General features: G+C 48.2%; 18 protein-coding genes. 13 read left to right on the top strand and 5 right to left on the bottom strand.

Going from position 1 to position 23,656, the window contains the following annotated elements; all coding sequences use genetic code 11:
- Positions 1–291: 291 nt before the first annotated feature.
- The 5 genes from EDC63_RS17680 to EDC63_RS17660 all read left to right on the top strand — a co-directional run bounded on the left by EDC63_RS17680 (position 292) and on the right by EDC63_RS17660 (position 6,999).
- Positions 292–753, top strand: a complete 462-nt coding sequence (locus EDC63_RS17680) for a GNAT family N-acetyltransferase (RefSeq protein ID WP_165923036.1) — start codon at positions 292–294, stop codon at positions 751–753.
- 543 nt (positions 754–1,296) lie between these two features.
- Complete coding sequence (locus EDC63_RS17675; RefSeq protein WP_223248150.1) at positions 1,297–1,593, top strand: HU family DNA-binding protein; 297 nt, start codon at positions 1,297–1,299, stop codon at positions 1,591–1,593.
- 243 nt (positions 1,594–1,836) lie between these two features.
- Positions 1,837–5,178, top strand: coding sequence for a transglutaminase family protein (locus EDC63_RS17670; protein ID WP_124944976.1), 3,342 nt, complete (start codon positions 1,837–1,839; stop codon positions 5,176–5,178).
- A gap of 155 nt (positions 5,179–5,333) precedes the next feature.
- Positions 5,334–6,131: a transglutaminase domain-containing protein gene (locus EDC63_RS17665; protein WP_124944977.1), complete on the top strand. Its 798-nt coding sequence runs from the start codon at positions 5,334–5,336 to the stop codon at positions 6,129–6,131.
- A gap of 13 nt (positions 6,132–6,144) precedes the next feature.
- Positions 6,145–6,999 (top strand): transglutaminase family protein, encoded by an 855-nt coding sequence (locus tag EDC63_RS17660; protein WP_124944978.1) that lies wholly within the window; start codon positions 6,145–6,147, stop codon positions 6,997–6,999.
- A gap of 67 nt (positions 7,000–7,066) precedes the next feature.
- Here EDC63_RS17660 and EDC63_RS17655 read toward each other — a convergent pair whose 3' ends face one another.
- Both EDC63_RS17655 and EDC63_RS17650 read right to left on the bottom strand, forming a co-directional pair.
- Positions 7,067–7,948, bottom strand: coding sequence for a transglutaminase family protein (locus EDC63_RS17655; protein ID WP_124944979.1), 882 nt, complete (start codon positions 7,946–7,948; stop codon positions 7,067–7,069).
- Between the two features lie 3 nt (positions 7,949–7,951).
- Complete coding sequence (locus tag EDC63_RS17650) at positions 7,952–10,516, bottom strand: circularly permuted type 2 ATP-grasp protein (protein WP_124944980.1); 2,565 nt, start codon at positions 10,514–10,516, stop codon at positions 7,952–7,954.
- 309 nt (positions 10,517–10,825) lie between these two features.
- On the opposite strand from EDC63_RS17650, the gene EDC63_RS17645 reads away from it, so the two are divergent.
- From EDC63_RS17645 to EDC63_RS17635, 3 genes are all read left to right on the top strand, one after another.
- Complete coding sequence (locus EDC63_RS17645; protein WP_124944981.1) at positions 10,826–12,280, top strand: circularly permuted type 2 ATP-grasp protein; 1,455 nt, start codon at positions 10,826–10,828, stop codon at positions 12,278–12,280.
- A gap of 3 nt (positions 12,281–12,283) precedes the next feature.
- A complete protein-coding gene (locus EDC63_RS17640) occupies positions 12,284–13,234 on the top strand; it encodes an alpha-E domain-containing protein (protein WP_124944982.1) in 951 nt (316 codons plus the stop codon).
- Between the two features lie 196 nt (positions 13,235–13,430).
- Positions 13,431–14,672 carry a hypothetical protein gene (locus tag EDC63_RS17635; RefSeq protein ID WP_124944983.1) on the top strand — a complete coding sequence of 414 codons (1,242 nt, stop codon included), beginning with the start codon at positions 13,431–13,433 and terminating at the stop codon, positions 14,670–14,672.
- 24 nt (positions 14,673–14,696) lie between these two features.
- Here the strand turns inward: EDC63_RS17635 and EDC63_RS17630 are convergent, their stop codons facing one another.
- Positions 14,697–15,479, bottom strand: a complete 783-nt coding sequence (locus EDC63_RS17630; protein WP_124944984.1) for a peptidase — start codon at positions 15,477–15,479, stop codon at positions 14,697–14,699.
- A gap of 151 nt (positions 15,480–15,630) precedes the next feature.
- Here EDC63_RS17630 and EDC63_RS17625 point away from each other — a divergent pair, with 151 nt between their 5' ends.
- Entirely contained in the window at positions 15,631–17,079 is a 1,449-nt protein-coding gene (locus EDC63_RS17625; protein ID WP_124944985.1) for a circularly permuted type 2 ATP-grasp protein, read from the top strand.
- The gene (locus EDC63_RS17620; protein WP_124944986.1) at positions 17,076–18,056 is read left to right on the top strand and encodes an alpha-E domain-containing protein; all 981 of its coding nucleotides are present in this window, start codon (positions 17,076–17,078) and stop codon (positions 18,054–18,056) included. The genes EDC63_RS17625 and EDC63_RS17620 overlap by 4 nt, the downstream gene beginning before the upstream one ends.
- A 76-nt stretch (positions 18,057–18,132) precedes the next feature.
- Here the strand turns inward: EDC63_RS17620 and EDC63_RS17615 are convergent, their stop codons facing one another.
- Positions 18,133–18,492 (bottom strand): hypothetical protein, encoded by a 360-nt coding sequence (locus EDC63_RS17615; RefSeq protein ID WP_124944987.1) that lies wholly within the window; start codon positions 18,490–18,492, stop codon positions 18,133–18,135.
- Positions 18,493–18,929: 437 nt separating this feature from the next.
- Here EDC63_RS17615 and hflX point away from each other — a divergent pair, with 437 nt between their 5' ends.
- A complete protein-coding gene (gene hflX / locus EDC63_RS17610; RefSeq protein ID WP_124944988.1) occupies positions 18,930–20,255 on the top strand; it encodes a GTPase HflX in 1,326 nt (441 codons plus the stop codon).
- Between the two features lie 66 nt (positions 20,256–20,321).
- On the opposite strand, the gene EDC63_RS17605 is transcribed toward hflX, so the two are convergent.
- Positions 20,322–21,056: a 2OG-Fe dioxygenase family protein gene (locus EDC63_RS17605; RefSeq protein WP_124944989.1), complete on the bottom strand. Its 735-nt coding sequence runs from the start codon at positions 21,054–21,056 to the stop codon at positions 20,322–20,324.
- Between the two features lie 446 nt (positions 21,057–21,502).
- Here EDC63_RS17605 and EDC63_RS17600 point away from each other — a divergent pair, with 446 nt between their 5' ends.
- Together EDC63_RS17600 and EDC63_RS17595 are read left to right on the top strand one after the other, a co-directional pair.
- Positions 21,503–21,874: a hypothetical protein gene (locus tag EDC63_RS17600; protein WP_124944990.1), complete on the top strand. Its 372-nt coding sequence runs from the start codon at positions 21,503–21,505 to the stop codon at positions 21,872–21,874.
- Between the two features lie 27 nt (positions 21,875–21,901).
- Positions 21,902–23,470 (top strand): cytochrome c/FTR1 family iron permease, encoded by a 1,569-nt coding sequence (locus tag EDC63_RS17595; protein WP_124944991.1) that lies wholly within the window; start codon positions 21,902–21,904, stop codon positions 23,468–23,470.
- The last annotated feature ends 186 nt before the right edge of the window (positions 23,471–23,656 follow it).

Genomic DNA, 23,656 nt, shown 5'->3' with positions numbered 1-23,656 from the left:
AGCTTCGCTGATTCGAGAACGGCAATAATATCTATTTTTATTAATCATCTTAGGAAGTTAGCACACTTTAAAACGTGCTTAACTTCCTAAGACCCCAGATAATTATGAGTACTTGGACCCAGACCTGATAAAACTATTGAAAGTTAAGGTGCCGAGGTATGTGCGAATATAGCCGAATATCAAACCAGCCAGGCGCGCCCACTCCCCTCCCACGCCTGAGCTCAACCTTTAAGTAAAAGAAGGTCTATGGAGACACCGCTACTTCAATTTGAAATTTTTACAGCAGACCTGATGAATATAGCTGATATCGAAATATTGGAGCTACTCACACAGGTCTACGTCTCGGGTGGATTCACGAAGCCTGTTGAGGCAGTTGCATTATTTGAGCCCTCTGAGGTAAGAAAACGGGGAATTTTAATCTGCGCTCACGAAAAGCAATTTTCCAAATTAGCTGGCATGGTTATTGTTGTGCCCCCTGATTCAGCATACCTACGTATGGCAGGGAAAAATGAAGCAGAATTACATTTGTTAGGCGTGAAGCAAGAATATCAGCGGCAAGGACTAGGTCGGAAGCTTGTCGAAGCAGCTGTGGAAAGCGCAACTTGCTCAGGTTATTCGAAGATCATTTTGTGGACACAGCTTTCCATGAATTCCGCCCAGAAGTTATACGAGTCAGCAGGCTTTCTTCATATTGGAAACATGGAGAGAAATGGCCGTGATTTCAAAGTATATGAGCGAACCATTTGTAGCTAAAAATCGCTTCGAAGATGGCCTTGCACAGTAGGAACCAGCCAATTATTATTTTCAAAAACGCCCCCTCAGCGATTAGTTTTTTCAAGTGCCTCTAATAAGCTTTAGTACTTTTTTGGTGCATCGAACAGAATTTGTGCACAAATTTCATGCATCAACAAACCAATAATCCTGACTAGAAAAAATCAAACAATTATCTATAAAAGCTGATGAGTAAATGATTTCGGGGAAATAAACACAAACTGGCACGGCGATTGCTTATGTATAAGTGCGGAAGTGATGTGTCGGTTTTTTAACTGCATATCAAATTCGTGGCATTACTTACTCCTCCTCCACCTTTCTCTCTCCGGTGGTTTTTCAGGGCGCCTGCGGGTGCCCTTTTTTTCAGGACAAATTAATTTCGAGCAACACAGAACATCTGGAACAACATTTGCTTTGTAAATAACCAATGTGAATTCGTTTGTATTCCAGCCTGCTATTTTAGGGTGATGGATATGACGTTTTTACCAGTAATCATCAGGCTCAACTGAATCTGACTTAGCGTTTATACATCGGGGAAAATATATGAATCGTTCTGAATTGTTCCTGCGAATTGCCCGAAAATCTGGCGTAAACAGGAAAAGTGAAGTAGAAGAAGCTACCAAAATTTTGCTTCAAGCTATGATTGCAGCCTTATCAGGAGGCAAAAGAATAGAAGTAAGAGGCTTTGGCAGTTTCAATTTACATACCCGAAAATCCAGAGTTTCACGCAACCCTAAAACAGGTCAGAGGATAAATGTACCACCTAAGCGTGTAATTCGATTTAAACCCGGATCCCGATTAAAAGTTGATGTTAATCGATAACAAACTCTCTATTCCATTATGACAAAAACAACAACTTTGCGGGACGGAAAATAAGCGTCAGATCTATCAAAAATAAAGTGTATGGTACTATTAATACTGCCGTACTGCACAAAGCAGCAACCCTCTGACAATCAATAAATTTATCTTCTGGCATTATTATTATCAATTAATGTACCGTTAGCGGCGAGATTTTTTGCCGCCTGTGCTAAACAATAAAGTACAGCCATCTACTGGGAAAAAGTAATGACCATACGTGTAGCGCTTAATCATAAGACCCAATACCGGTATGACCAACCCGTGCAGCTCATTCCGCACGTGTTTCGGTTAAGGCCTGCGGTCCACTCACGCACGCCTATTGAGTCCTATTCTCTCCGCATCAAACCAGAAAACCATTTTATTAATTGGCAGCAAGATCCTTTCGGCAATTATCTGGCGCGGGTGGTATTTCCCGAAAAGACACGTGAATTGTCTATTGAGGTTGATCTGGTTGCCGATATGACGGTGATCAATCCTTTTGATTTTTTTGTTGAGGAATATGCCGAGACGTTTCCTTTCACCTACGATGCCCAACTTCTTAAAGAACTGGGGCCTTATCTGGAAATCAAGGAACAAGGCCCTTTGCTAACGGATTTCCTAATTGGGGTGGACCGTTCGCCAACAGCGATCGTGGATTTTCTGGTTACATTAAACACCCGACTATATAAACACGTCAATTATACTGTCCGACTTGAAACTGGCGTACAGACCTGCGAAGAGACCTTATCCAAGGCACTGGGTTCGTGTCGTGATTCTGGATGGCTATTGGTTCAAGTTTTGCGCCATCTGGGGCTGGCCGCGCGCTTCGTATCTGGATATCTGGTTCAATTGACTGCCGACATCAAATCGCTGGACGGACCATCAGGCCCAGAAAAGGACTTCACCGATTTACACGCCTGGGCTGAACTATATGTGCCGGGAGCTGGCTGGATCGGCCTCGACCCCACATCCGGTTTATTTGCCGGAGAGGGTCACATCCCTTTAGCATGCACGGCTGACCCGATTAGCGCAGCGCCGGTTACCGGTGGCTACCAAGGTGTCAGCAATGTGGAGTTCCGCTTCCATAACAGCGTACAGCGCATCCACGAAGACCCTCGCGTCACCAAGCCATACAGTGAAGCGCAATGGAGCGCTATTGAAGCGCTAGGACATACAGTCGATAAAGAACTGGAGCAGGGTGATGTGCGGCTGACCATGGGTGGTGAGCCGACTTTTGTCTCTATTGACGACATGGAGTCAGCTCAATGGAACACAGATGCGGATGGTCTGGATAAGCGCAAGCTCGCTGTGGAACTGATGGGACGTTTGCGCGACGCTTTTGGCCCTGGCGGAATGCTCTATTACGGCCAAGGCAAATGGTATCCAGGGGAACCGCTTCCGCGTTGGCAACTTGCCTGTTTCTGGCGTAAGGACGGTGTACCGGTTTGGCAAAACCCGGATCTGCTGGCTGACGTAAACAAAGACTACGGCTTTTCACTCGCACATGCTGATCAATTTGTGAAACAACTGGCTCAACGGCTGGGCGTAACTGCAACCCACATCAGAGAAGGGTATGAAGATCCCCTTTATTACCTGCTGCAGGAAGGTCTGTTACCCGAAAACCTTGATCCACTTAAAACCAACCTGAAAGACTCATTGGAAAGAAAACGCCTGACCAAGGTGCTAACCGGAGATTTAGGTGCGCCAGTGGGTTATGCCCTGCCCCTGCATTGGGATCGCAAAATAAACGCTTGGGCAAGCAGCCCATGGGTATTTCGGCGGGATGAAATGTTCCTGGTACCTGGCGACTCTGCCATGGGCTTGCGCCTGCCCCTGGGCTCGCTTCCATGGGTAGAACTGAAGGATCGTGATGATGAGCACGAGCGCAGCCTGTTTGAGTCAGTTAACCCACTCGGCGACGTTGCAGGCGAAGTTGCACGACGCTACAGTAAACTTGAGAAAGAAGAAAACCTGCACCCGGAAATTCTTGATCAGGAAATAGCTGACGAAGGCGATAAACCTGAAGAAAAAGAATGGATCCCCCATACTGCACTGTGTGTGGAACATCGCGATGGACGTGTACATGTATTTCTGCCACCCACAACCGAACTCGAACACTATCTGGATGTTGTGGCCTCAATTGAAGCTACTGCTGCGGCCCTCTCTATCCCCGTCGTATTGGAAGGCTACCAGCCGCCGCGTGATTTACGTCTGGTCCGCTTACCAGTCACGCCTGACCCCGGAGTGATCGAGGTCAATATTCATCCAGCAGCAAGTTGGGACGAACTGGTTCGCAACACCACCACGCTCTATGAACTGGCACATCAAACTCGATTAGGTACCGAGAAATTCATGCTGGATGGCCGCCATAGTGGCACTGGTGGTGGCAATCATGTCACCATCGGTGGCGCCACTCCCGCTGACAGCCCCGCGCTGCGTCGCCCGGACCTGCTGCGCAGTCTGGTGACCTATTGGCAGCACCACCCTGCACTGTCATACCTGTTTTCAGGACTGTTTATCGGCCCCACGAGTCAGGCTCCCCGGGTAGATGAAGCACGTCATGAAAATCTTTATGAACTGGACATTGCTTTCCAGCAAATGCCAGAGGGTGAAACACCCGCCCCCTGGCTGGTAGATCGCCTGCTGCGCCATCTGCTCATCGACGTTACCGGCAATACCCATCGTACCGAATTCTGCATAGACAAACTCTATTCACCAGACAGTGAAACCGGACGCCTTGGGATAGTCGAACTGCGTGCCTTCGAGATGCCGCCCCATGCTCACATGAGCCTGGTGCAAATGCTGTTACTGCGTTCCCTTGTAGCCTGGTTCTGGAAGACCCCTTATCAGCACGAGCTGGTACGTTGGGGAACCTCGCTACACGACCGGTTCATGCTACCTCACTATGTACGCTCTGATATGCGGGACGTAGTACGAGATTTGCAAACTGCAGGCTACCCATTACAGCTGGATTGGTTTGAACCCTTCATGGAATTCCGATTCCCGCATTACGGCACCATCACCGTGCAAGACATTCAGCTCGAACTGCGCATGGCGATTGAGCCTTGGCATGTATTGGGTGAAGAAGTCAGCAGCACCGGCACCGCGCGTTACGTCGATTCATCAGTAGAAAGATTGCAAGTCAAGGTGAGTGGTATGACTGGCTCCCGCTACATCGTCACGTGCAATGGCCGCCGCGTGCCTTTACGCAGTACCGGCACACAGGGCGAAATGGTTGCTGGCGTGCGCTACCGTGCGTGGGCGCCACCTTCAGCCTTACACCCGACCATTGGTGTGCAGGCTCCTTTGGTGTTTGATATCATCGACAGCTGGAATGGTCGATCAATCGGCGGCTGTACTTATCACGTAACCCATCCGGGCGGCCGAAATTACGATGTATTTCCGGTTAACTCCTTTGAGGCTGAAGCCCGTCGCGTCAGTCGTTTCTGGAATCACGGGCACACTCCAGGGGATGAAACCGCTTCAGATACGGCCAAAAAATTACCACTGGAAGAGATCAACAAAGACTATCCTCACACCCTGGATCTGAGATGGCGCCCGCGCGAGTGATACTACGTGTATAAAACCAAATGAGTTAAGCTACCCCTGTCGCTAATGATGACGCGTAGTTGGGGAAATTCCAGGACCATTTTAGACTGATTGCAGCCACTCTCTGACATCAGCGAGACAAATGGTGAACGCAGACAAACAAGAGGAAAATAGCGGTGTGGCTTCGTACTGGATGTAACATTACCTTTGATGTGAGCATTGATACGCCTTTTATCCTTATGCTTCGTCCTCGAAGCGGATTAAATCAATGGGTTGCGCGCGAGTCGTATACGATCAAGCCTAGTGTGCTTGCTGTTGAATATACGGACAATTACGGGAACCTTTGCCAGCGGTTAGTTGCACCGCCGGGCGAGTTCTCAATTCGGACATCTGCAGACATCTTGACTGCTGATAGCATCAACGTTAGTCCGGGCGCGCCTTTCGAGGATGTGCAGAACTTGCCTGACGAGGTTCTTACTTATCTCTTGCCCTCGCGCTATTGTGAATCGGAAAGATTTATAGACCTGGGTCAGGAAATAGTCGCTGGCGCACTGCCAGGCTATGATCAAGTGGCTGCCATTGTTGCGTGGATACGTACGAATATTCGTTTCAATTCGGAATCCACCCACTTTCAGCTTTCGGCAGTAGAAGTCAATCAGCAGCGCGAAGGCGTGTGCCGTGATCTGGCTCACCTGGGCATCGCGTTATGCCGCGGAATGTGCATCCCCGCACGCATGGTTGTTGGTTATCTGCATAAACTTGTGCCTATGGATTTTCACGCCTGGTTTGAAGCCTATGTGGGTGGTCGCTGGTATGTTTTTGATGCAACCCAGCCTTATCCCATAGGTGGACGCGTCACCGTAGCTTACGGACGTGATGCTGCCGACGTGGCCATATTCAATCAGTTTGGCCCAGCATTGTTCCCGCGTGAAATGTCGGTACACGCTGAGATGCTGGATTCAGCACCGGATTAAACAGGACCTGAAGATGCAAAGACTGCGTATAAAACATCAGACGGAATATCTTTTTCCTTCTCAAGTAACGCTCAACCAGCATAGGCTATTGCTGCGTCCGCGTGAAGGGCATGATGTGCGTATTGAGTCTTCCAAACTGGAAATCACGCCAGCGCACAATATCAAGTGGCATCGTGATGTATTTGATAATTCCCTGGCGGTTGTTAACTTCGCAGCACGCTCGGACAAACTGGTCATTGCCAGTGAGGTCGTGATCCAGCATTTCGAGCAAGCCCCTTTTGACTTCCTTGTTGAAGATTATGCGGTAAATTATCCCTTCATGTATGCAGTGGGTGAGCAAATTGATCTGGCCGCTTTTCAGCGACTGGTTTTCTTTAATGATCAACAAATAATAAATAACTGGCTACTTCAGTTTGGACTTTACGGCATGGAGACATTTGGCTTGCTGGTGAAGTTGAATCAGGCGATTTGCAACCAGTTCAGCTATCAAGTGAGAGAAGAGCCTGGTGTCCAACCCCCCGCACAGACCATAGCGCAACGTAGCGGGTCCTGCCGCGATTACGCAACGCTTTTCATTGAGGCGTGTCGATGCCTTGGTCTGGCCAGTCGTTTTGTCAGCGGGTATTTACATGCGCCTGCGACAGAGGCAGGTAATGCTACCACCCATGCCTGGGCGGAGATCTATTTGCCAGGAACGGGATGGAAAGGGTTTGATCCTACTGCTGGTGTAGTAACTGGAAACCAGCATATTGCGGTTGCGGTTGCACGTGACCCGGAAGCAATACCACCCGTCTCTGGCAGTTTCATAGGGTTAGGTGCCGCAATGCCGATTATGCGGGTGAATGTCCAGGTCAACTTGCTTGCCTGAATCACTGAAATACTAGTATTGTCCATTTGAAAATCTTGGCGCATGAGTGATTGCATGCATTCTGGCATCAACCGCCAAGATTACGCACATCCACCGACACCTCAAGTTTGTGCTCACCACCGCCGAAAATCACCCCCTTAAGCGGGTTGACATCGCCGTAATCGCGCCCCCAACCGACAACAATGTGCTGATCAACAGGAATTTGATTATTAGTAGGATCAAAATCCATCCAACCCAGTTCTGGAACGAATACCGAAAACCAGGCATGAGAAGCATCGGAACCAACCAGTTTTTCCTTGCCAGGAGGAGGAAATGTCTCGATATAACCGCTGACGTAGCGTGCAGCAAGACCATGCGCACGCAAGCAGCCGATAGCAAGATGGGCAAAGTCCTGACAAACACCCCGCCGGTGCTCTAGCACCGTCGATAGCGGTGTAGCAAGGGTGGTGAATTCCGGATCGTAGGTAAAGTCTTTGTGAATGCGTCCCATCAGGTCGTTCACAGCTTCCAGCAAAGACCGGCCTCGCGGGAACGATATCTGAGCGTATGCTGCCAGTTCAGGACTTGCTGACACAAACGGGGAATCCAGCGTGTATTGCAGTGCATCTAAAGTCTGCTCGTCTCGTTTCTGACGTAGCATCAGGCGCACGCTTTCCCAATCCAATCCTTGAGAGAAATTTAATTGCGCCTCCTGAGGATCTATGTGTACTTCACTTGTCGCCGTTACAACAAACTGCTGATGGGGCTCACGAATAGAAAAATACACGGCACGGTTACCAAAAAAATCTACGCGCTCTCGATAATCAGTCGGTACTGGAAAAACCTGCAACTGTGAATTTCTGCAGTTCTGATTCGCAGTGGTACGCGGCAACAAACGGGCCTCGCTGAAAGACACCCCTACGGCTTCGCTATATTCGTACTCAGTTTTATGAATGACTCTGTAATGCATATATTACTTCTTCCTCAGCGGGGTAAGCGACTGAGGCGCGCTTTCGTGGCGGAAATAGGCCGCAGTCACGGCCTCAGACAGTGCTCCCAGCAGATAATTGAGACGGGAAAGCAACTGATCCAGATTTTGACGGGCACCGCTATCGGTAACAGCTGTCAACTCGTCCATCTCGACCAGGCGCAATGCTGTTGATGCTTCAAGCGCAAGCCTTTGCTCCAAACTTAACCGTCCACCGGATTTTTCGCGGGGCAGCTTGGCTACATGTTCCACCAAGCGGCCGGTCTGGTATGTCAGCGAACGCGGATTGCTCTCGTCCAGCAATAACAATTCAAGTAACGCATGGAGTTCCATATTGTTACGATAATGCTGGCGGTAATAAATCAGATTATCGTTAGTTTCCAGCAAGGCCTCAATCAGCATGATTTCCACAGCCATTGCACGTTCCTGGGCCAATGTAGTCCGAAGCAGAGAAAGCAGCACTACCCCCCGCTCCATACGACGTCCCATATCTAAAAACAACCAACCACTACCGCGGGTCATATTTTCCATCACCATACCGCTAAATGCAGCCAGTGAAGTGACCAACTGATCCAGGACATCCTGAACCTGCCACAGTGTTGGATTGACCATCTGTTTGATGTTAAGCAAATACTCTTCCAGATCATCCATGACACGCCAAGTATCCGAAGACCACAAGTCGCGCACGGCATAGCCGGTTTGCACCAAACAGCGTAGCGTATTAGCAAGGCTTCCTATACGCGTATCATCCAGAGCTACAGACAGCAATTCCGCTTCCGGGTCATTCAACAGTGCCTGCGCATCTTCTCCCAGAAATCCAGGCTGGGTTCCAGTCAGTTGCGTAATGCTGCGCAGCAGGCAATGCAGGCTCTCCGTGTATTCTTTAACACTATGATCAGGATCGCCATTTAGCTTTTTGATTGTAGATCGCAGCAGACGGATCGTGCCTTCGGCACGCTCGGCATAACGTCCCACCCAAAATAGATTATCTGCTGCACGGCTTGGCAACGCGCCGCTCTGACTGGCTGCCACTTGGTCCGGTGTTGGTTTCACCACCAGATCAATAGCCAACTCCGGCTCTGATGCCAGTACCCAAGTATCCTTACTGATACTGCCAGCCTGATTGAAAACCAGCATTTCGTCCTTGTGAGGCGCACTGCGAGTCAACCCGCCTGGCATCACCACATAGCCGTCTGCACGCGCTACAAGAAAACTGCGTAATACCGCATGACGGGGCTCAAGTGAACCTGCAACAAGAGATGGCATTGTAGAAAAGCCCTCCTGCTCCTGCCCGACGTAAAACGCCGGATGTGCACGAATACGGTCACGCCATTCAGCAACTTCCTGCTGGCTAAGAAGGTTACCAAATACTGGTCGCATACCAGGACTTCTATAGGTAGGCTTAATCACCAACTTGTGGAGATTTGCCAACACAAAATCCATCTCTTTCGGCTGACCACACCACCAAGTGGCTGCAGAAGGCAACCGTAGCCGACGTCCCAGAAAGTGTTCAGCAATACCTGGCAGAAATGCAAGCAGGCCGGGGTTTTCAAGAACCCCACTGCCAAGCGGGTTAGCTATGGCCACATTGCCGCTACGCACCACCTCCAGCAGGCCCGGCACACCGAGGCGAGAATCTTCACGTAATTCCAGAGGGTCGCAAAAATCATCATCGACCCGGCGCAAAATCACGTCAACACGTTGAAGCCCATTCAGCGATTTCAGCCACAAGTAACCATCGCGCACAGTCAGATCATCACCTTGGACCAATGGATAACCAAGGTAGGAAGCTAAATAGGCATGTTCGAAGAAGGTTTCGTTAAATGGGCCGGGAGTGAGAACAACGACACGAGGAGTACCCGCTGCAGGGGATGCTATGGCGCTCAGCCCAGCGCGCAGCGACTGGAAAAACAGCGCCAAGCGATGCACATGGGAATCTCGAAACAAGCTTGGTAACACCCGCGTCATGGCAACCCGATTTTCGAGGGCATAACCAGCACCGGATGGCGCTTGGGTTCGGTCACCCAGCACCCACATACGTTCATCTGGCCCGCGTGCCAGATCAGCAGCATAAATCACCAGCTGATGCTTGCCGCGCAATGCAATCTGGTCACAGGCGCGAAGGAACCCACCATGGTTGTATATTAGTTCGAGTGGCAACAACCCTTTTCGGATTAATTCACGAGGTCCATATATATCTGCAAGGATCAAGTTCAACAGCTCTGCACGTTCCATCAAACCGGATTCAATGCCACTCCATTCCTCGCTAGAGACCAGCAAAGGTACTGGATCAAGCTGCCACGGACGGCTTTTTCCTGCCGGGTCACTGTAAACGTTATAGGTAACACCATTTTCCCGAAGCAACTTGGCCGCTTCGGCACCACGCCGCTCAAATTCGGTTGTGCCCAGCGTACGAAGTGCGCGGATCAGATACTCCCAGTGGGGGCGAATTTGTCCGTTGCTACCAAGCATTTCGTCATAGGAATCCGGCGCTGTCGAATACCATTGATCAGGACCAATCTGGTGATTTTCTGAAAGTATGCTTGTCATTCTAACCTGCAATCTTGCAATTTAAAGAGCCTGAACAAGCCAGACAAAACCATTCCATTCTAACTCTTCTACCCCCTATCACCAAATTCCAGTTCGTTAAACGACAGCTTGATTTTATTGGGATCAATATGTCGTTACCTGGTCGTATTTACTTCATTTCGTTTGCATGTGTGCCATAGACGCACACAGCGTTGTTGAGTATGATAAAACGTAAATACTCAGCAACTGGCATCTTGTTGCGTTTAAGCGTACTCAAGCTATATTCCGCTCAATTCGATGGGTACCCATAACAACAAAACATAAATTATTATGACCATACGTTGGAAAAGCTATCAAAATCAGGACTTTTACGACGAACTCGTAAAAGGTGGCGGGCGGGCCCGGCCTGCAGCCGCTACGTTGTGTAAATATCTGAGTTCTTTGAAAGACAAGGATATTGAAGAACGTAAATCAGCTGCAGAACTCGCTATCCACGTAATGGGTGTATCGTTTACCGTCTATCGCGAAGAAGGCGGATCGATTGATCGTGCCTGGCCATTCGACATTGTTCCCCGTGTGATTGCAAAATCCGAATGGGATCGTATTGAAGCCGGGCTTAAGCAGCGCGTAACAGCACTCAATATGTTTATCGACGACCTCTATCACGAGCAGCGAATCGTTAAAGACAATGTGTTTCCGCGTGAAGTACTTGAAGGCTCCAAGAATTTTCGACCGGAATGCGTCGGTGTCAACCCGCCCCTCAATATCTGGGCGCATATCTGCGGTTCAGATCTGGTACGCGACAAAAATGGCACTGTCTATGTGCTGGAAGACAATTTACGGGTACCGTCTGGCGTGTCCTACATGCTCGAAAACCGCTTGGTAATGAAACGGGTGTTTCCAGAATTGTTCGAGAATCAGAACATTCTTCCCGTGGATAATTACCCTTCTCAACTTTTTGACATGCTAACTTCACTTTCACCTCGTAAGGTAGAAAACCCTGAAGTAGTAGTGCTCACTCCCGGTATCTATAATTCAGCTTACTTTGAGCATGCCTATCTGGCACAGCAAATGGGTGCTGAACTGGTGCAGGGCAGCGACCTGGTAGTGGGCGACGACGACTGCGTTTATATGAAGACTATCGATGGATTACAGCAGGTTGACGTAATCTACCGACGTATTGATGACGAATTTATCGATCCCGAAGTTTTTCGGTCCGACTCTACTCTCGGCGTGCCAGGTCTGATGCGCGCATGGCGGGCTGGTAAAGTGGCGCTCGCTAATGCACCTGGTGCAGGCGTTGCAGACGACAAGGTAGTGTATGCCTTTGTGCCCAAGATGATTCGCTACTATCTGGACCAAGACCCGATTATTGAAAATGTGCCCACTTACCTGTGCATGCATAAGGAAGAGCGTGATTATGTCATCGCTAATCTGAGTAAGCTCGTGGTGAAACCCGCCAACGAGTCAGGTGGATATGGCATGCTTGTCGGCCCGCATTCAACCAAAAAAGAAATCGAAAAGTTTGCACGTCTGATTAAAAACAATCCTCGCAACTACATAGCGCAACCAACGCTGGCGCTGTCAACCACGCCAACTTTGGTGGACCTGCATGTGGAACCGCGTCATGTGGACCTGCGACCTTTTACCCTGTCCGGTGATCAGATCACAACAACTGCCGGTGGCTTAACCCGCGTAGCACTGCGTAAAGGTTCACTGGTGGTTAATTCTTCCCAGGGTGGCGGCAGTAAGGATACCTGGATCGTTGACACCGGAGAGACATAAAGTATGTTATCGCGAGTAGCAGATTCAATTTACTGGCTGGCGCGTTATATTGAACGCGCCGAGAATTCCGCACGCATTGTCATGGTTAACGCCAATATGGTTCTGGATACCCCGAAAGGCATGTCGCCCGGATGGCGCCCATTGATCACCATTACCAGCAGCGAAGAACTCTACGACCAGAACTATTCAGAAGACAGCGAACGCAATGTCGTTAAATTTCTCATCGGCGATATGAATAACCCAGGTTCAATATTATCCTCACTGTGGTTCGCCCGCGAAAATGTCCGTACTATACGTGACGTGGTTCCTCGAGAAACTTGGGAGTCCATCAATGACTTGCACCTATACGCCAAAACCAATCTGCGAAATGGGCTATCGCAACGAGCCCGTTATGACTATCTAAAGCATATCATCGCTGGCGCGCAGCAAATTACAGGCATGCTGGCGGGTACTATGAATCACGACACTGCCTATCATTTTCTTCGCATCGGTCGAAATCTTGAGCGTGCAGAAATGACAATTCGCATTATCGACGTCCGCTCTGCAAGCCTTCTCCCTCATAAGGCGGAACTGACGCCATTCGAGAACATTCAGTGGATGAGTGTACTTAAATCACTGTCAGGCTACCAGATGTATCGTCGCCTCATGCAAGTAAGAGTTGGACGCCCAGCGGTACTCAAGTTTCTCCTGCAGACCCGCGAATTCCCGCGTGCTTTTTTTCACTGCATATGCGAAGTGGAAGAGTCCATGCGACGTCTGCCACACAACAATAAAACACTTGCGATCCTGGCCGCCATCAAAGAAACTGTATTAAAAGCTGATCTGGCACAACTCGAGCAGCAAGCACTACACATTTTTATTGATGATTTAGAACTGGCGTTGGCTGACCTAACCACACAGATCAATAATCGCTATTTCGTAGCAGAACCGTCTCCCATAAAACAATCTGGTTAAGTCTGCTCCCCTTGTTTCCTGCACTAACCACAGCCATTCAAATGCTTTGGTTTGGTGCGCAAAGTAATGTTGATGCACCAACATAGGGACTATCGAGTTCACAGAATCGTTCCTGTCTTCTGTGTTGGCCAATAAAACCTTATACGAAGGGACGTGGTATGGCTCTTGCTTCGATTTTAAACAGGAGTAAAAACACATGACCCGATCACTTGAATTCGAACGCCATGGCGACAAAGAAAATTCGCCATTTTTTGAAGAATATTTGCAACGTTTGCTTGAAGAACGCGATCGTGTCGGATTAACCGACATGATCCATGAAATAGACGCACTGATGCTGACGGTGGACCCCGGTCACTCCATTGAATACATCGGCGAACTGACGTTAATGACGCCTTACCATTATCTGGTGACACTGGAAAGTGAAACACACTGGACCCATGTATTGCGCATCGATACAAATTCACCTGACCTGCTCGTACGGGAAGTTAAAGACCCTAACATACGCGGCATATTCCGCAGCCTGAATGAAGTCTATCCGATAGGCTCGCGCAAGCCGAACAGCCGGTACATGGGTGAAATACTCAGAGTAAGTGATCTTCACAGTGTGGTTGAACTACAGAAGGAGCGGGAGTTTCGCTTTTTTTCTCAGGATGACATACGCAAACAGGAACTGCCCGGGAATTTTGCCGTCAGCAAACCCTCACCCTACACCCACAATATCGTCGCCTATGTGGAACGACCACAAGATCAACTCAGGGTATATGCCCTGGGTTTAAGCAGCATTCGGCCTGATGTACAAGAGGTATACCTGGCAGCAAAGGAGCTTCAGAAAAAACTGGAAATCCACGAACTGATTCTTCCCATTGATCATTTAGCTACTCGTGTATATAGCCAGAATCGGGAAGTAGCTATCCTCGAATGGTTATCTTTATCGAGCTACTATTATTGGGGTTCTTACGACATTAAGGATCAAAATTCTTCCACCAACGTCACCAAAAATGTGCACTACCCTGAAGAAATGCGCAGCCCCGCAAAGGTTTTTACGGCAAACAACACCCCTTATTTTGTTAACCACCTGGAACGACTTCCCTCACCCACCGAAACGTTCGTCAGAAACTACGGACCGCGATTACATCACATCGCGTTGGCTGTAAGGGATGGAGAGAGCCACGGCAAAGAGAACATCGACTATGTGGTTAACCAGATCCAGGCGCAAGGACGACAATTTTTGCTGGACGTAATCGGCTCAAAGGAAGAGGGATTGAAACAGATATTTTCCAGCGCTTCAGAGCATTCCTCATTAATCATCGAATACGTGCAACGTTTTGGTGATTTCGATGGTTTCTTTACCAAGGATAATGTGGCACAACTGACTGCGGCAGCGGGCGTGGAAGATGAGCTATTGGAGATTCAAGCGCAGATTTCCAAACAATATTAAGCAGTTTTTTTGCGACATATTCGCTTAACCCATTACTTGCGAAGGTCCAGTCTCCTGAACCACCTGTGCCGTCTTCAGTTGCTGCTCCCACTCAAAAGGGGGCAATCCGTTAAGAGCATGGCGCAAGCCTTCGCTCCATGCATCTGAGAGCGTCTGATAAAATGGATCACTTTCGGCAAGAGTCAAGTGTCGCCCTTCATTCAGACTATCGTTTGTATACAACAACAATTCAATTGGCGGACCCACCGTCAGATTACTTCGAATTGTCGAATTGATCGACACTATTGCGCAGCGCCCTGCCAATTCAAGCTGGGTATCCGGTCGAATGACGCGGTCCAGTATCGGCTTGCCATACTTGGTTTCACCTACTTGCAAAAACGGCTGTTCCGCAGACTCGTGAATAAAATTACCCTGAGGGTAAATCAGAAATATCCCCGATTCGTGCCCGCTAATCTGGCCTCCAAATAAAAATGTCGCTTCAAAATTGGATTTTGCCGTATCGCGTTCTGCCTGTGCACGCTGAATATCCGCGGAAACCTTACCCACATAATTCACAGCCGCGTCCATATTTGAAACATTACGCAAGCTGGTAACAGTAGCATCCTCAGCATCCGTCCTGATTTTCTTTACCACTGCCTGGGTAGTAGCCAGATTGCCAGAAGAAAGCAGCACGAAAGATCGCTTTCCAGGCCAGCTGAAATTGTGCATTTTTGAATAAGTACTTACATGGTCAACTCCCGCATTAGTGCGGGAATCAGACGCAAAAACCAATCCTTCTTTTACTTTAATTGCGAGGCAGTAAGTCATCATTGTTCCATAGATATTTAAACCGATTCTAGCCACAATCCGGGAAGAATGGAAGCACAGTGCAACACTTGATCGGGCAGCTACGCGAGTTGGCTCATATCTTGCTTTAAATAACTTAAGCAACAAAAAACGACAGGCCTGGAGACATATTATGAAAATCGCCTGTGATAATTATCAGGTAAGTGACGCTTTCGATGAACTGATCGGCCCGGATGGACACCCGCGCCCACTGGCACGCGGCCTGTGTGAATATATCTCAGGCCTTGGTGAACAGGAGTTAGCGGGGCGAATTGCCGCTGTTAATGCTGCGATCATGACCTCCGGCATCACATTTACGGTCTACACAGAAGCTGGCAACATCGACCGCGCCTGGCCCTTCGACGTAGTGCCACGCATTATAGATGCCCGCGAATGGGAGCGTGTTGAACGAGGCTTGAAGCAGCGATTGCGTGCACTCAACCTGTTCATCAGCGACATTTACAATGAGCAAAAAATTATTAAGGACGGCGTCTTTCCTCTGGAAGTATTGAAGGACTCAAAAAATTTCCGTGCACAATGTGTGGGCACTATGCCCCGTTTTGGTGTGTGGGCTCATATTTGTGGCACTGATTTGGTGCGACATTCAGATGGCGAGTTCTACGTTCTAGAAGACAACCTTCGAGTACCTTCCGGGGTGTCTTACATGCTGGAAAACCGCCAACTGATGAAACGGTTATTCCCTGAAGCGTTCGGCCGCTATCGCATTAAGCCTGTGGACAATTACACCGCCCAGCTCTATGACACCTTGGCAGCACTGACTCCTCGTCCCGGACAACGGCCGGTTATCGCCGTTTTAACACCAGGTATCTTTAATTCTGCTTATTTCGAACATAGCTATCTTGCGCAACAAATGGGCGCGGAACTGGTAGAGGGTGCTGACCTGGTCGTGCAGGAAGACGACTGCGTCTATATGAAAACCATAGATGGCCTGCAACGAGTGGACGTCATTTATCGACGCATCGACGACGATTTTCTTGATCCGGAAGCTTTTCGGCCTGACTCCTGCCTCGGCGTACCAGGTCTGATGCGCGCATGGAAAAAAAGCACCGTTGGGCTTGCCAATGCGCCCGGTGCCGGTGTGGCAGACGATAAAGTCGTTTACACCTTTGTGCCAAAAATGATCAAGTATTACCTGGGCGAAGAAGCAATCTTGCCCAATGTACCCAGTTACCTGTGTATGTATCCAAAAGACCGGGAATACGTCCTGGCCAACCTGGATAAACTGGTCGTCAAGCCTGCCAACGAGTCAGGTGGATATGGCATGCTAATCGGTCCGCAATCAACTGCAGAGGAACGCGCCAGATTCGCCGAACTGATCAAGTCAGATCCACGCAACTACATGGCGCAGCCTACCTTGTCTCTGTCCACCGCACCAACATTATGCGAGGAGGGACTGGAACCACGCCATCTTGATCTGCGTCCATTTGTCCTCCAATCCGACAAACTTTACGCAACCGCCGGAGGACTAACCCGTGTTGCCCTGCGCAAGGGATCACTGGTGGTCAATTCATCTCAGGGTGGCGGCAGCAAGGACACCTGGGTAGTGGAGAGTGCACAATGATGCTATCTCGCGTTGCAGAAAAACTCTACTGGATGACTCGCTTCATGGAGCGCGCTGAAGACACCTCGCGCCTGATTAATGCTGTGACGCTGATGACACTGGACATGCCCGGCGATGCAACTTTCGGTTGGGACTCTTTACTCAAAGTCGCAGGTCTCGACGAACTTTTCTTTGAGCATTATCCAGAAGCAAACGAATCAGCAGTCATGCGCTTTTTGATTCAGGATGAACGGAATCCCAGTTCCATCATGACTTGTATCGCTCATGCTCGAGAAAATACACGCACCTTCCGCGAGGTACTACCTTGGGAGTCATGGGAATGGGTAAACGAACTCTATCTTTTTGCCAAAAAGGCACTTCCCGGTGAACTGGATCGCCGTCAGCGTTATGAAGTACTTCAAGGTATTATCCGGCGCAGGCAAAGCATCGTAGGGCTGCTATCGGGCACCATGTCCAGCGACGATGCTTACCAGTTTTTGCGACTGGGGCGCAATATAGAGCGTGCTGACATGACAAGCCGTATTCTGGATGTTAGCCATGCAGTTATTTTGCCGACTGACACGCCAGCCGGTGAACAGTATAACGATTTACTCTGGATGAACATTCTCAAGGCCTTGTCGGCTTACCAGATGTATCGTCGCCATATCAGCGTGCACGCCAGCAGCACACAGGTAATCGGCCTGCTATTACATGACCTCAGATTCCCGCGTACCATTAATCACTGCCTGACGGAAATCGCAGATGTCGTACAAGCTTTGCCTCAACCCGAGTCAGTGATGGTATCTGTGCGTACATCTCAGGATATGTTAGCCTCAGCCAATAGTGAAGCACTAGCAAAAGCCGGGTTGCACGAATTCATCGACCAGCTTCAAATAGGACTTACCAGGATTGATACCGCACTGCGCGAACGTTATTTTCGCCTGCCGGAGATACAGCGGCCATCGCCATCTGCGGAAGGCGCTAGCGACTCAGAATAGCCTGTGCTGGGGAAAACCCTGCTGGTTTCATCTCGCCAGATTCAGGCTGGTAAGCGTGAATCTGCTAATTGATCTGTCAAAAATGATCGTGTCCACCGTTGGATTTTGGGACGCATACACAGACCATCACAGGTGTTCCTGTATCAAGACGCCATGAAGTTTCGAGGTATTTCTTTCCCTTCAACTCAGTTTTCTGCGTAGGCCTAATCATCATGATCCGATCTTCGATGTTTGTTTTTTCGAGCAATATCTCTTCATCTGTGATCGGAAAGTGTTGGTGCAAAAGTGTTATCCCAAATCGGCGTAATGCGCCATGCCTCTTCAACACTTCGTACAATTCGTTGAACAACGGATGATCCTTGTCCGTGTATGGCACAACCTGGTCAAAGTCAACCAAAGGTTCAAGGGTTGAAGTCATAGAAGTAATGGTATCCATCAAAGCCTCCTTTTGAAAAACAAGAAAAGTAAGCGGAACTGGGATTCACGGATAAACCGAAGACTTATAGCACCATGTTGATCACTTACTTCGTCGCTAAGATTTTTAGACTGAGGTACTAAATGCTTCCCCAATCAAAAAATCAGTATAGACATCAATACGCATATATCAATGATTATTTCAAGTCGTTTTATTTTTTCAATCATTTGATTTACATGCACTTTATTATGTCAACAAAAAGAAATAAGTCATGACATTAAAAATGATGAAGACTCCCAAAAACCAATGTCGATCAATGTAAAATACCCGAAACACAGGGCCTTTTAATTGATCAGCTATACGTAAACATTATCAGAACAATTGCGTGCTTCTCCTGTGTGACTTTATCGACGATAATGCCAGTCTAATTTCACTTATCGAAAAGAAGTAATCCGCGAATGCGAAAAGAAATCCAAGAGAAACCCAAACGTGCAGTCGTGGCGGCCGTGCAACTGCCAAGCGTGACTGACATAGAATTCGAAGCGTCAGTGACAGAACTACGCGAACTGGCAAAAACACTGGGATTTGAGGTGGTGCATACATTCATGCAAAAACGCTCAGGCTTCGACTCAACAGCCTACTTGGGGGTCGGGAAACGCCAGGAAATCCATCAGTATGTGAATGACGAACTTGAGGCTGATGAGTCTGACACAGCGCCCATCGAAGCCATTTTGGTCGACCACGAGATATCACCTTCACAAGCGCGAAATCTGGAAAAGGAAATTGGCTGCGAGGTGATGGATCGCACAATGGTTATCCTTGAAATTTTTCATCGCAACGCCCGATCGCCTGCCGCACGTGCTCAAGTAGAGATCGCACGCCTCGGCTACATGGCGCCACGTCTGCGCGAGATGGCAAAACTCGCGGGGCCGCAGGGCCGGCAACGTAGCGGCGTAGGAGGTCGAGGCGCTGGTGAGTCACATACTGAACTGGATCGACGCAAGATTCGTGACCGAATAGCTGAGTTACAGCTAGAGATTGTTGCGATGGACGCCGAACGACAGACACAGCGCGCCAGACGGCAAGAGCGCCGGAGCAACGCTTCTGTGGCGCTCGTCGGCTACACGAACGCAGGCAAATCCACATTGATGCGAGCGCTCACAGGGAGTGAAGTACTGGTTGCCAATAAACTCTTTGCAACCCTCGACACCACAGTGCGCGCCCTTCATCCCGAGAGTGTGCCACGCATTCTCGTAAGCGACACGGTCGGGTTCATCAAAAACCTGCCGCACGGGCTCGTCGCATCGTTCAAATCAACATTGGACGAGGCGCTTGATGCATCACTTTTACTTCACGTCATCGATGCAAGTGATCCGGGCTTTGAACGCCAGATCGAAGTAACCAACGAAGTGCTAAACGAGATTGGCGCACAAGACCTCCCGCGCATCCGCATCTTTAACAAAATTGACTATGTCGGAGACGCCGCAGCGCAAGCTGAATGTGAAGCTGCACTCAGTGCGAAGTATCCATCATGTATCGTGATGAGCGCACGCCGCCCTGACGATGTCGCAAAGCTACACAAAGCGATCGTTGATTTTTTCCAGCAAGACCTCATCGAAGACGAGCTTTTCCTTCCCTGGTCGGCGCAGCAACTTCGCAGTGAAATCTACGCAAACTGTAAAGTATTGGAGGAACGTGCAGATGAAGAAGGCGCTTACTTCAAAGTGAGTGGCGAAACCAGTGTTTTGAAGGATCTGCGCGAGAAGTTTGATCAGGTGCGATAGAATTCATGCTTTAGCTTATTTTTGCCGATTAAATTGACCACTGCATAAGTGTTACCTTCCGAACGACTATTCCTGAAAACCGTTCGCCCGGTAAGTAAGCACCAAAGTATCTCTATGCCCACCTTCTGCCAAAGGCTGAATGGGTGTAGTTTCGTGAACAATGCGCTCGTCGTCGAGCAAGAGTAACGTCCAGGGTTTGGTTAAGGTGAAACGCAGCCCGTTCGAACTGGTCGCCTCAAATATCCGACTCTCACCTCCTTTTACATTCACGCGCCCAACGAGCAAGATGGCTACAAAGTCCACTCCATCTCGGTGAGCACCTTCAGGAGTGGGCCGGCCTATACCATCGGTGGTATCAATGCGGAACTGATGCGCTTCTACAAACCAAGGCTGTTTTCCTTTTATTTTTGAACAAATGTTACCAATGGCCTGAAGCAGTTTCGACCATACCAACTGATTACACGTGGCAGGCGATATGGGTTCAAACATACGTTTCATACCACCATGTAATGCGTTGTATTCCAGCGGTTGCCAGTGAGCTCGGTGTGGAGTCTGTTTTACTTCCTCCCCCTCCACCACAAAACAGGAATGTCTGCGGCGCCGATAACGGCCACCATCTTTGAGATAATGATCAATCGGCAGGCAATCCCAGTCAGGTTTAATTCTTTCCAGTTCAGCTAATTCACATTGCAGCAGTTCAGAAACAACCGAAGGGCTCACCACCACATAGCCCTTCATTTGCAGGCTATCGATAAGTTGATCGGGAGTACTAAAATGTGGTGAAAGTATGGTGGTTGTCATAGCATATTTTAATTTATAAACATGAACGAGCGCCGGAAAATCTTGGTTTTCATAACGAGCTTCATTGCAAAAAAGCACAACTGTACATAATCTGCTGTCCAGTTGCCATAGATACTACTGATAAAAAAACAATGAAGTCTGTCTGAGACTGAAATGAAAAAGTTAAAAGGCCTGGTTTTACACCGGGCCTTTTTTCCTGCCAGTAATGATTCGAATGAGTATTGTCAGTCTCTGACGTGCCATGAACGGTCCTTCGCTGAATACTGGCGAGAGTCTGCTTAATCAACCTAAACCGTCGCTTAATGCCGGCATCGCTCATTGAGTAATATGTTTAAAATCGCCATTTACGATTTATTTGAAAGATTTATACTTGATTTTGAGATGCGTAAATAATTTTTAGGACACATGTAAGCTTGTTTGACAAACTACGTGAATCATACTATATAATGAGAATCATTATCATTTATAATTTAGTGTGGTTAGTTATGAGAGCAAGAAATTTATTTAGAGTATTTTTTTTGATGGTCTGTATGTTATCAAGCAATGCTGCCCGAGCAGATGATCTGGCGCAAAGCATTGTGCACATGCTTGACTATATCGGCGTTGATTACAAGAAAATAGTAGAAGAGAAAAAGATTGTAAATGAGGCGGAATACGCGGAACAAATTGAATTTTCCGGACAAATGATACAGTCAGTTGCAAAGTTGCCCAATTTTCCGGAAAAAAATGTTGTTCAGAGCCAAGTCGGAGCTTTAAAAGAATTGGTTGATAGCAAGGATAGTGGCGATAAGGTAGCTGACGTTGCATCGGAGGTATAATCCGCAATCATTAGGAATTTTGCTGTGATGACTAGCCCAAAAAGCGTACCAGATATAAATATTGGTAAAACGCTTTTCCAGCAGAATTGTATTTCATGTCATGGCGTTCAAGGAAAAGGTGATGGGCCACTTTCTAAAAATTTGCAACCGAAACCATTCGATTTTCATGATGCGGAGCGACAGAATCAGCATAGTATTTTTGGGTTTTATAATACCATCAGTCTTGGTGTTGCTGGGACGGCAATGCCCTCGTTTAAATCACTGAGCGATGAACAGCGTTGGGCATTGGCATTTTATGTGAGTCAATTTTCTGCTAGTGATACCCAACGAAGCAAAGGGAAAGCTTTGTGGAGTCAGGGGATAGGTAGAGATAAATTCATTAATCTTAAAAGCGTTGTCATGGTAACGCCAAGTGAATTGATACAACCGCAGAACGAAAACAATTTTAATATACTTACCTACCTACGGGAAAATCCAGCAGCCGTTAGCGAAAATAGTAAAGTGAGTCCGATCCAATTCAGTGCCGAAAAGCTTCGTGAGAGTCTGGAAAGCTATCGCCGTGGTCATTCGCAAGAAGCTTACCAGATCGCTGTATCTGCATACCTTGAAGGGTTTGAATTGGCTGAAACTGGGTTAGGTGCGGTTGATCCAATCCTAAGATCAACCATTGAAGCTGGTATGTTCAAATACCGTAATCTAATCATGCAAAAAGCTCTTCCGCAACTGGTAGTCACCGAGCATGATAATCTTCAGACATTATTGGTAACCGCAGATAAACGTCTACAAGGCGCGACTATTTCCCCAGGAGTCGGCTTTGCGAGTGCCATGGGAATTTTGCTAAGAGAAGGATTGGAAGCCATATTGATACTTGCAGCTATTATTGCTTTCCTAACTAAAACTGGTCGGCGTGATGCGTTGCCTTATATTCATGCGGGTTGGGTAGGGGCACTGCTTTTGGGCGTTGCGACTTGGTTCGTAGCTTCATACGTGATCGACATTAGTGGTGCGAGCCGAGAATTAACGGAAGGCGTAACGGCATTTCTCGCTGCAGCCATTCTATTGTACGTAAGCTTCTGGCTGCTGAACAAACTACACGTGCAGCATTGGAAGCATTTTATCGAAAGTAAAATTCGCGGTGCTTTGAATGGACGTACGTTATGGTTGTTGGCTGTAGTATCATTCATTGCTGTTTACCGGGAAGTATTTGAAACAGTGCTGTTTTATGAAACATTATGGGCTCAGGTAGGCGCTGCAGGGAGTAACATGGTTTTGCTTGGAATCGGGGTGGGCGCGCTACTTCTGGTTGCGTTGGCATGGGCAATTTTTCGATTGGGTGTACAACTCCCGCTGCGACTTTTCTTTGGGGTTAGTTCCGGCATGCTCTACTTATTGGCAATCATATTTACAGGAAAAGGAGTTACTGCCTTACAAGAGGCAGGAAAGTTACCTGTTGATATAGTTAATTTTCCTCGCTTGGATTTGTTAGGCATCTATCCCAATATCCAGGGACTTGGTCTTCAAGCATTGTTATTAGTAGTAGCGCTTGGTGGACTAACTTATACTTTTTGGATTTCACGTATCGCTGTAAAGAAATAGTGGCTAAATCAAATTTTAGTGTGAAATAGACTTATCGCAAAGAAACTCTCTCCCATCCTGATGTGAAAAAAAATATGATTGTAAGTGATGCATAGTTGCATTATAGTGCAACTATGCATCTAATAAACATACAACCTCAAGAAGTATTTCAATCCCTGGCTGATCAAACACGGGTACGCATCATGC

Origin of the sequence: Sulfurirhabdus autotrophica (genome assembly GCF_004346685.1) — a bacterium.
In the GTDB taxonomy this organism is placed as follows: Bacteria; Pseudomonadota; Gammaproteobacteria; order Burkholderiales; family SMCO01; genus Sulfurirhabdus; species Sulfurirhabdus autotrophica.
This window is presented reverse-complemented; position numbering and strand designations above follow the sequence as displayed.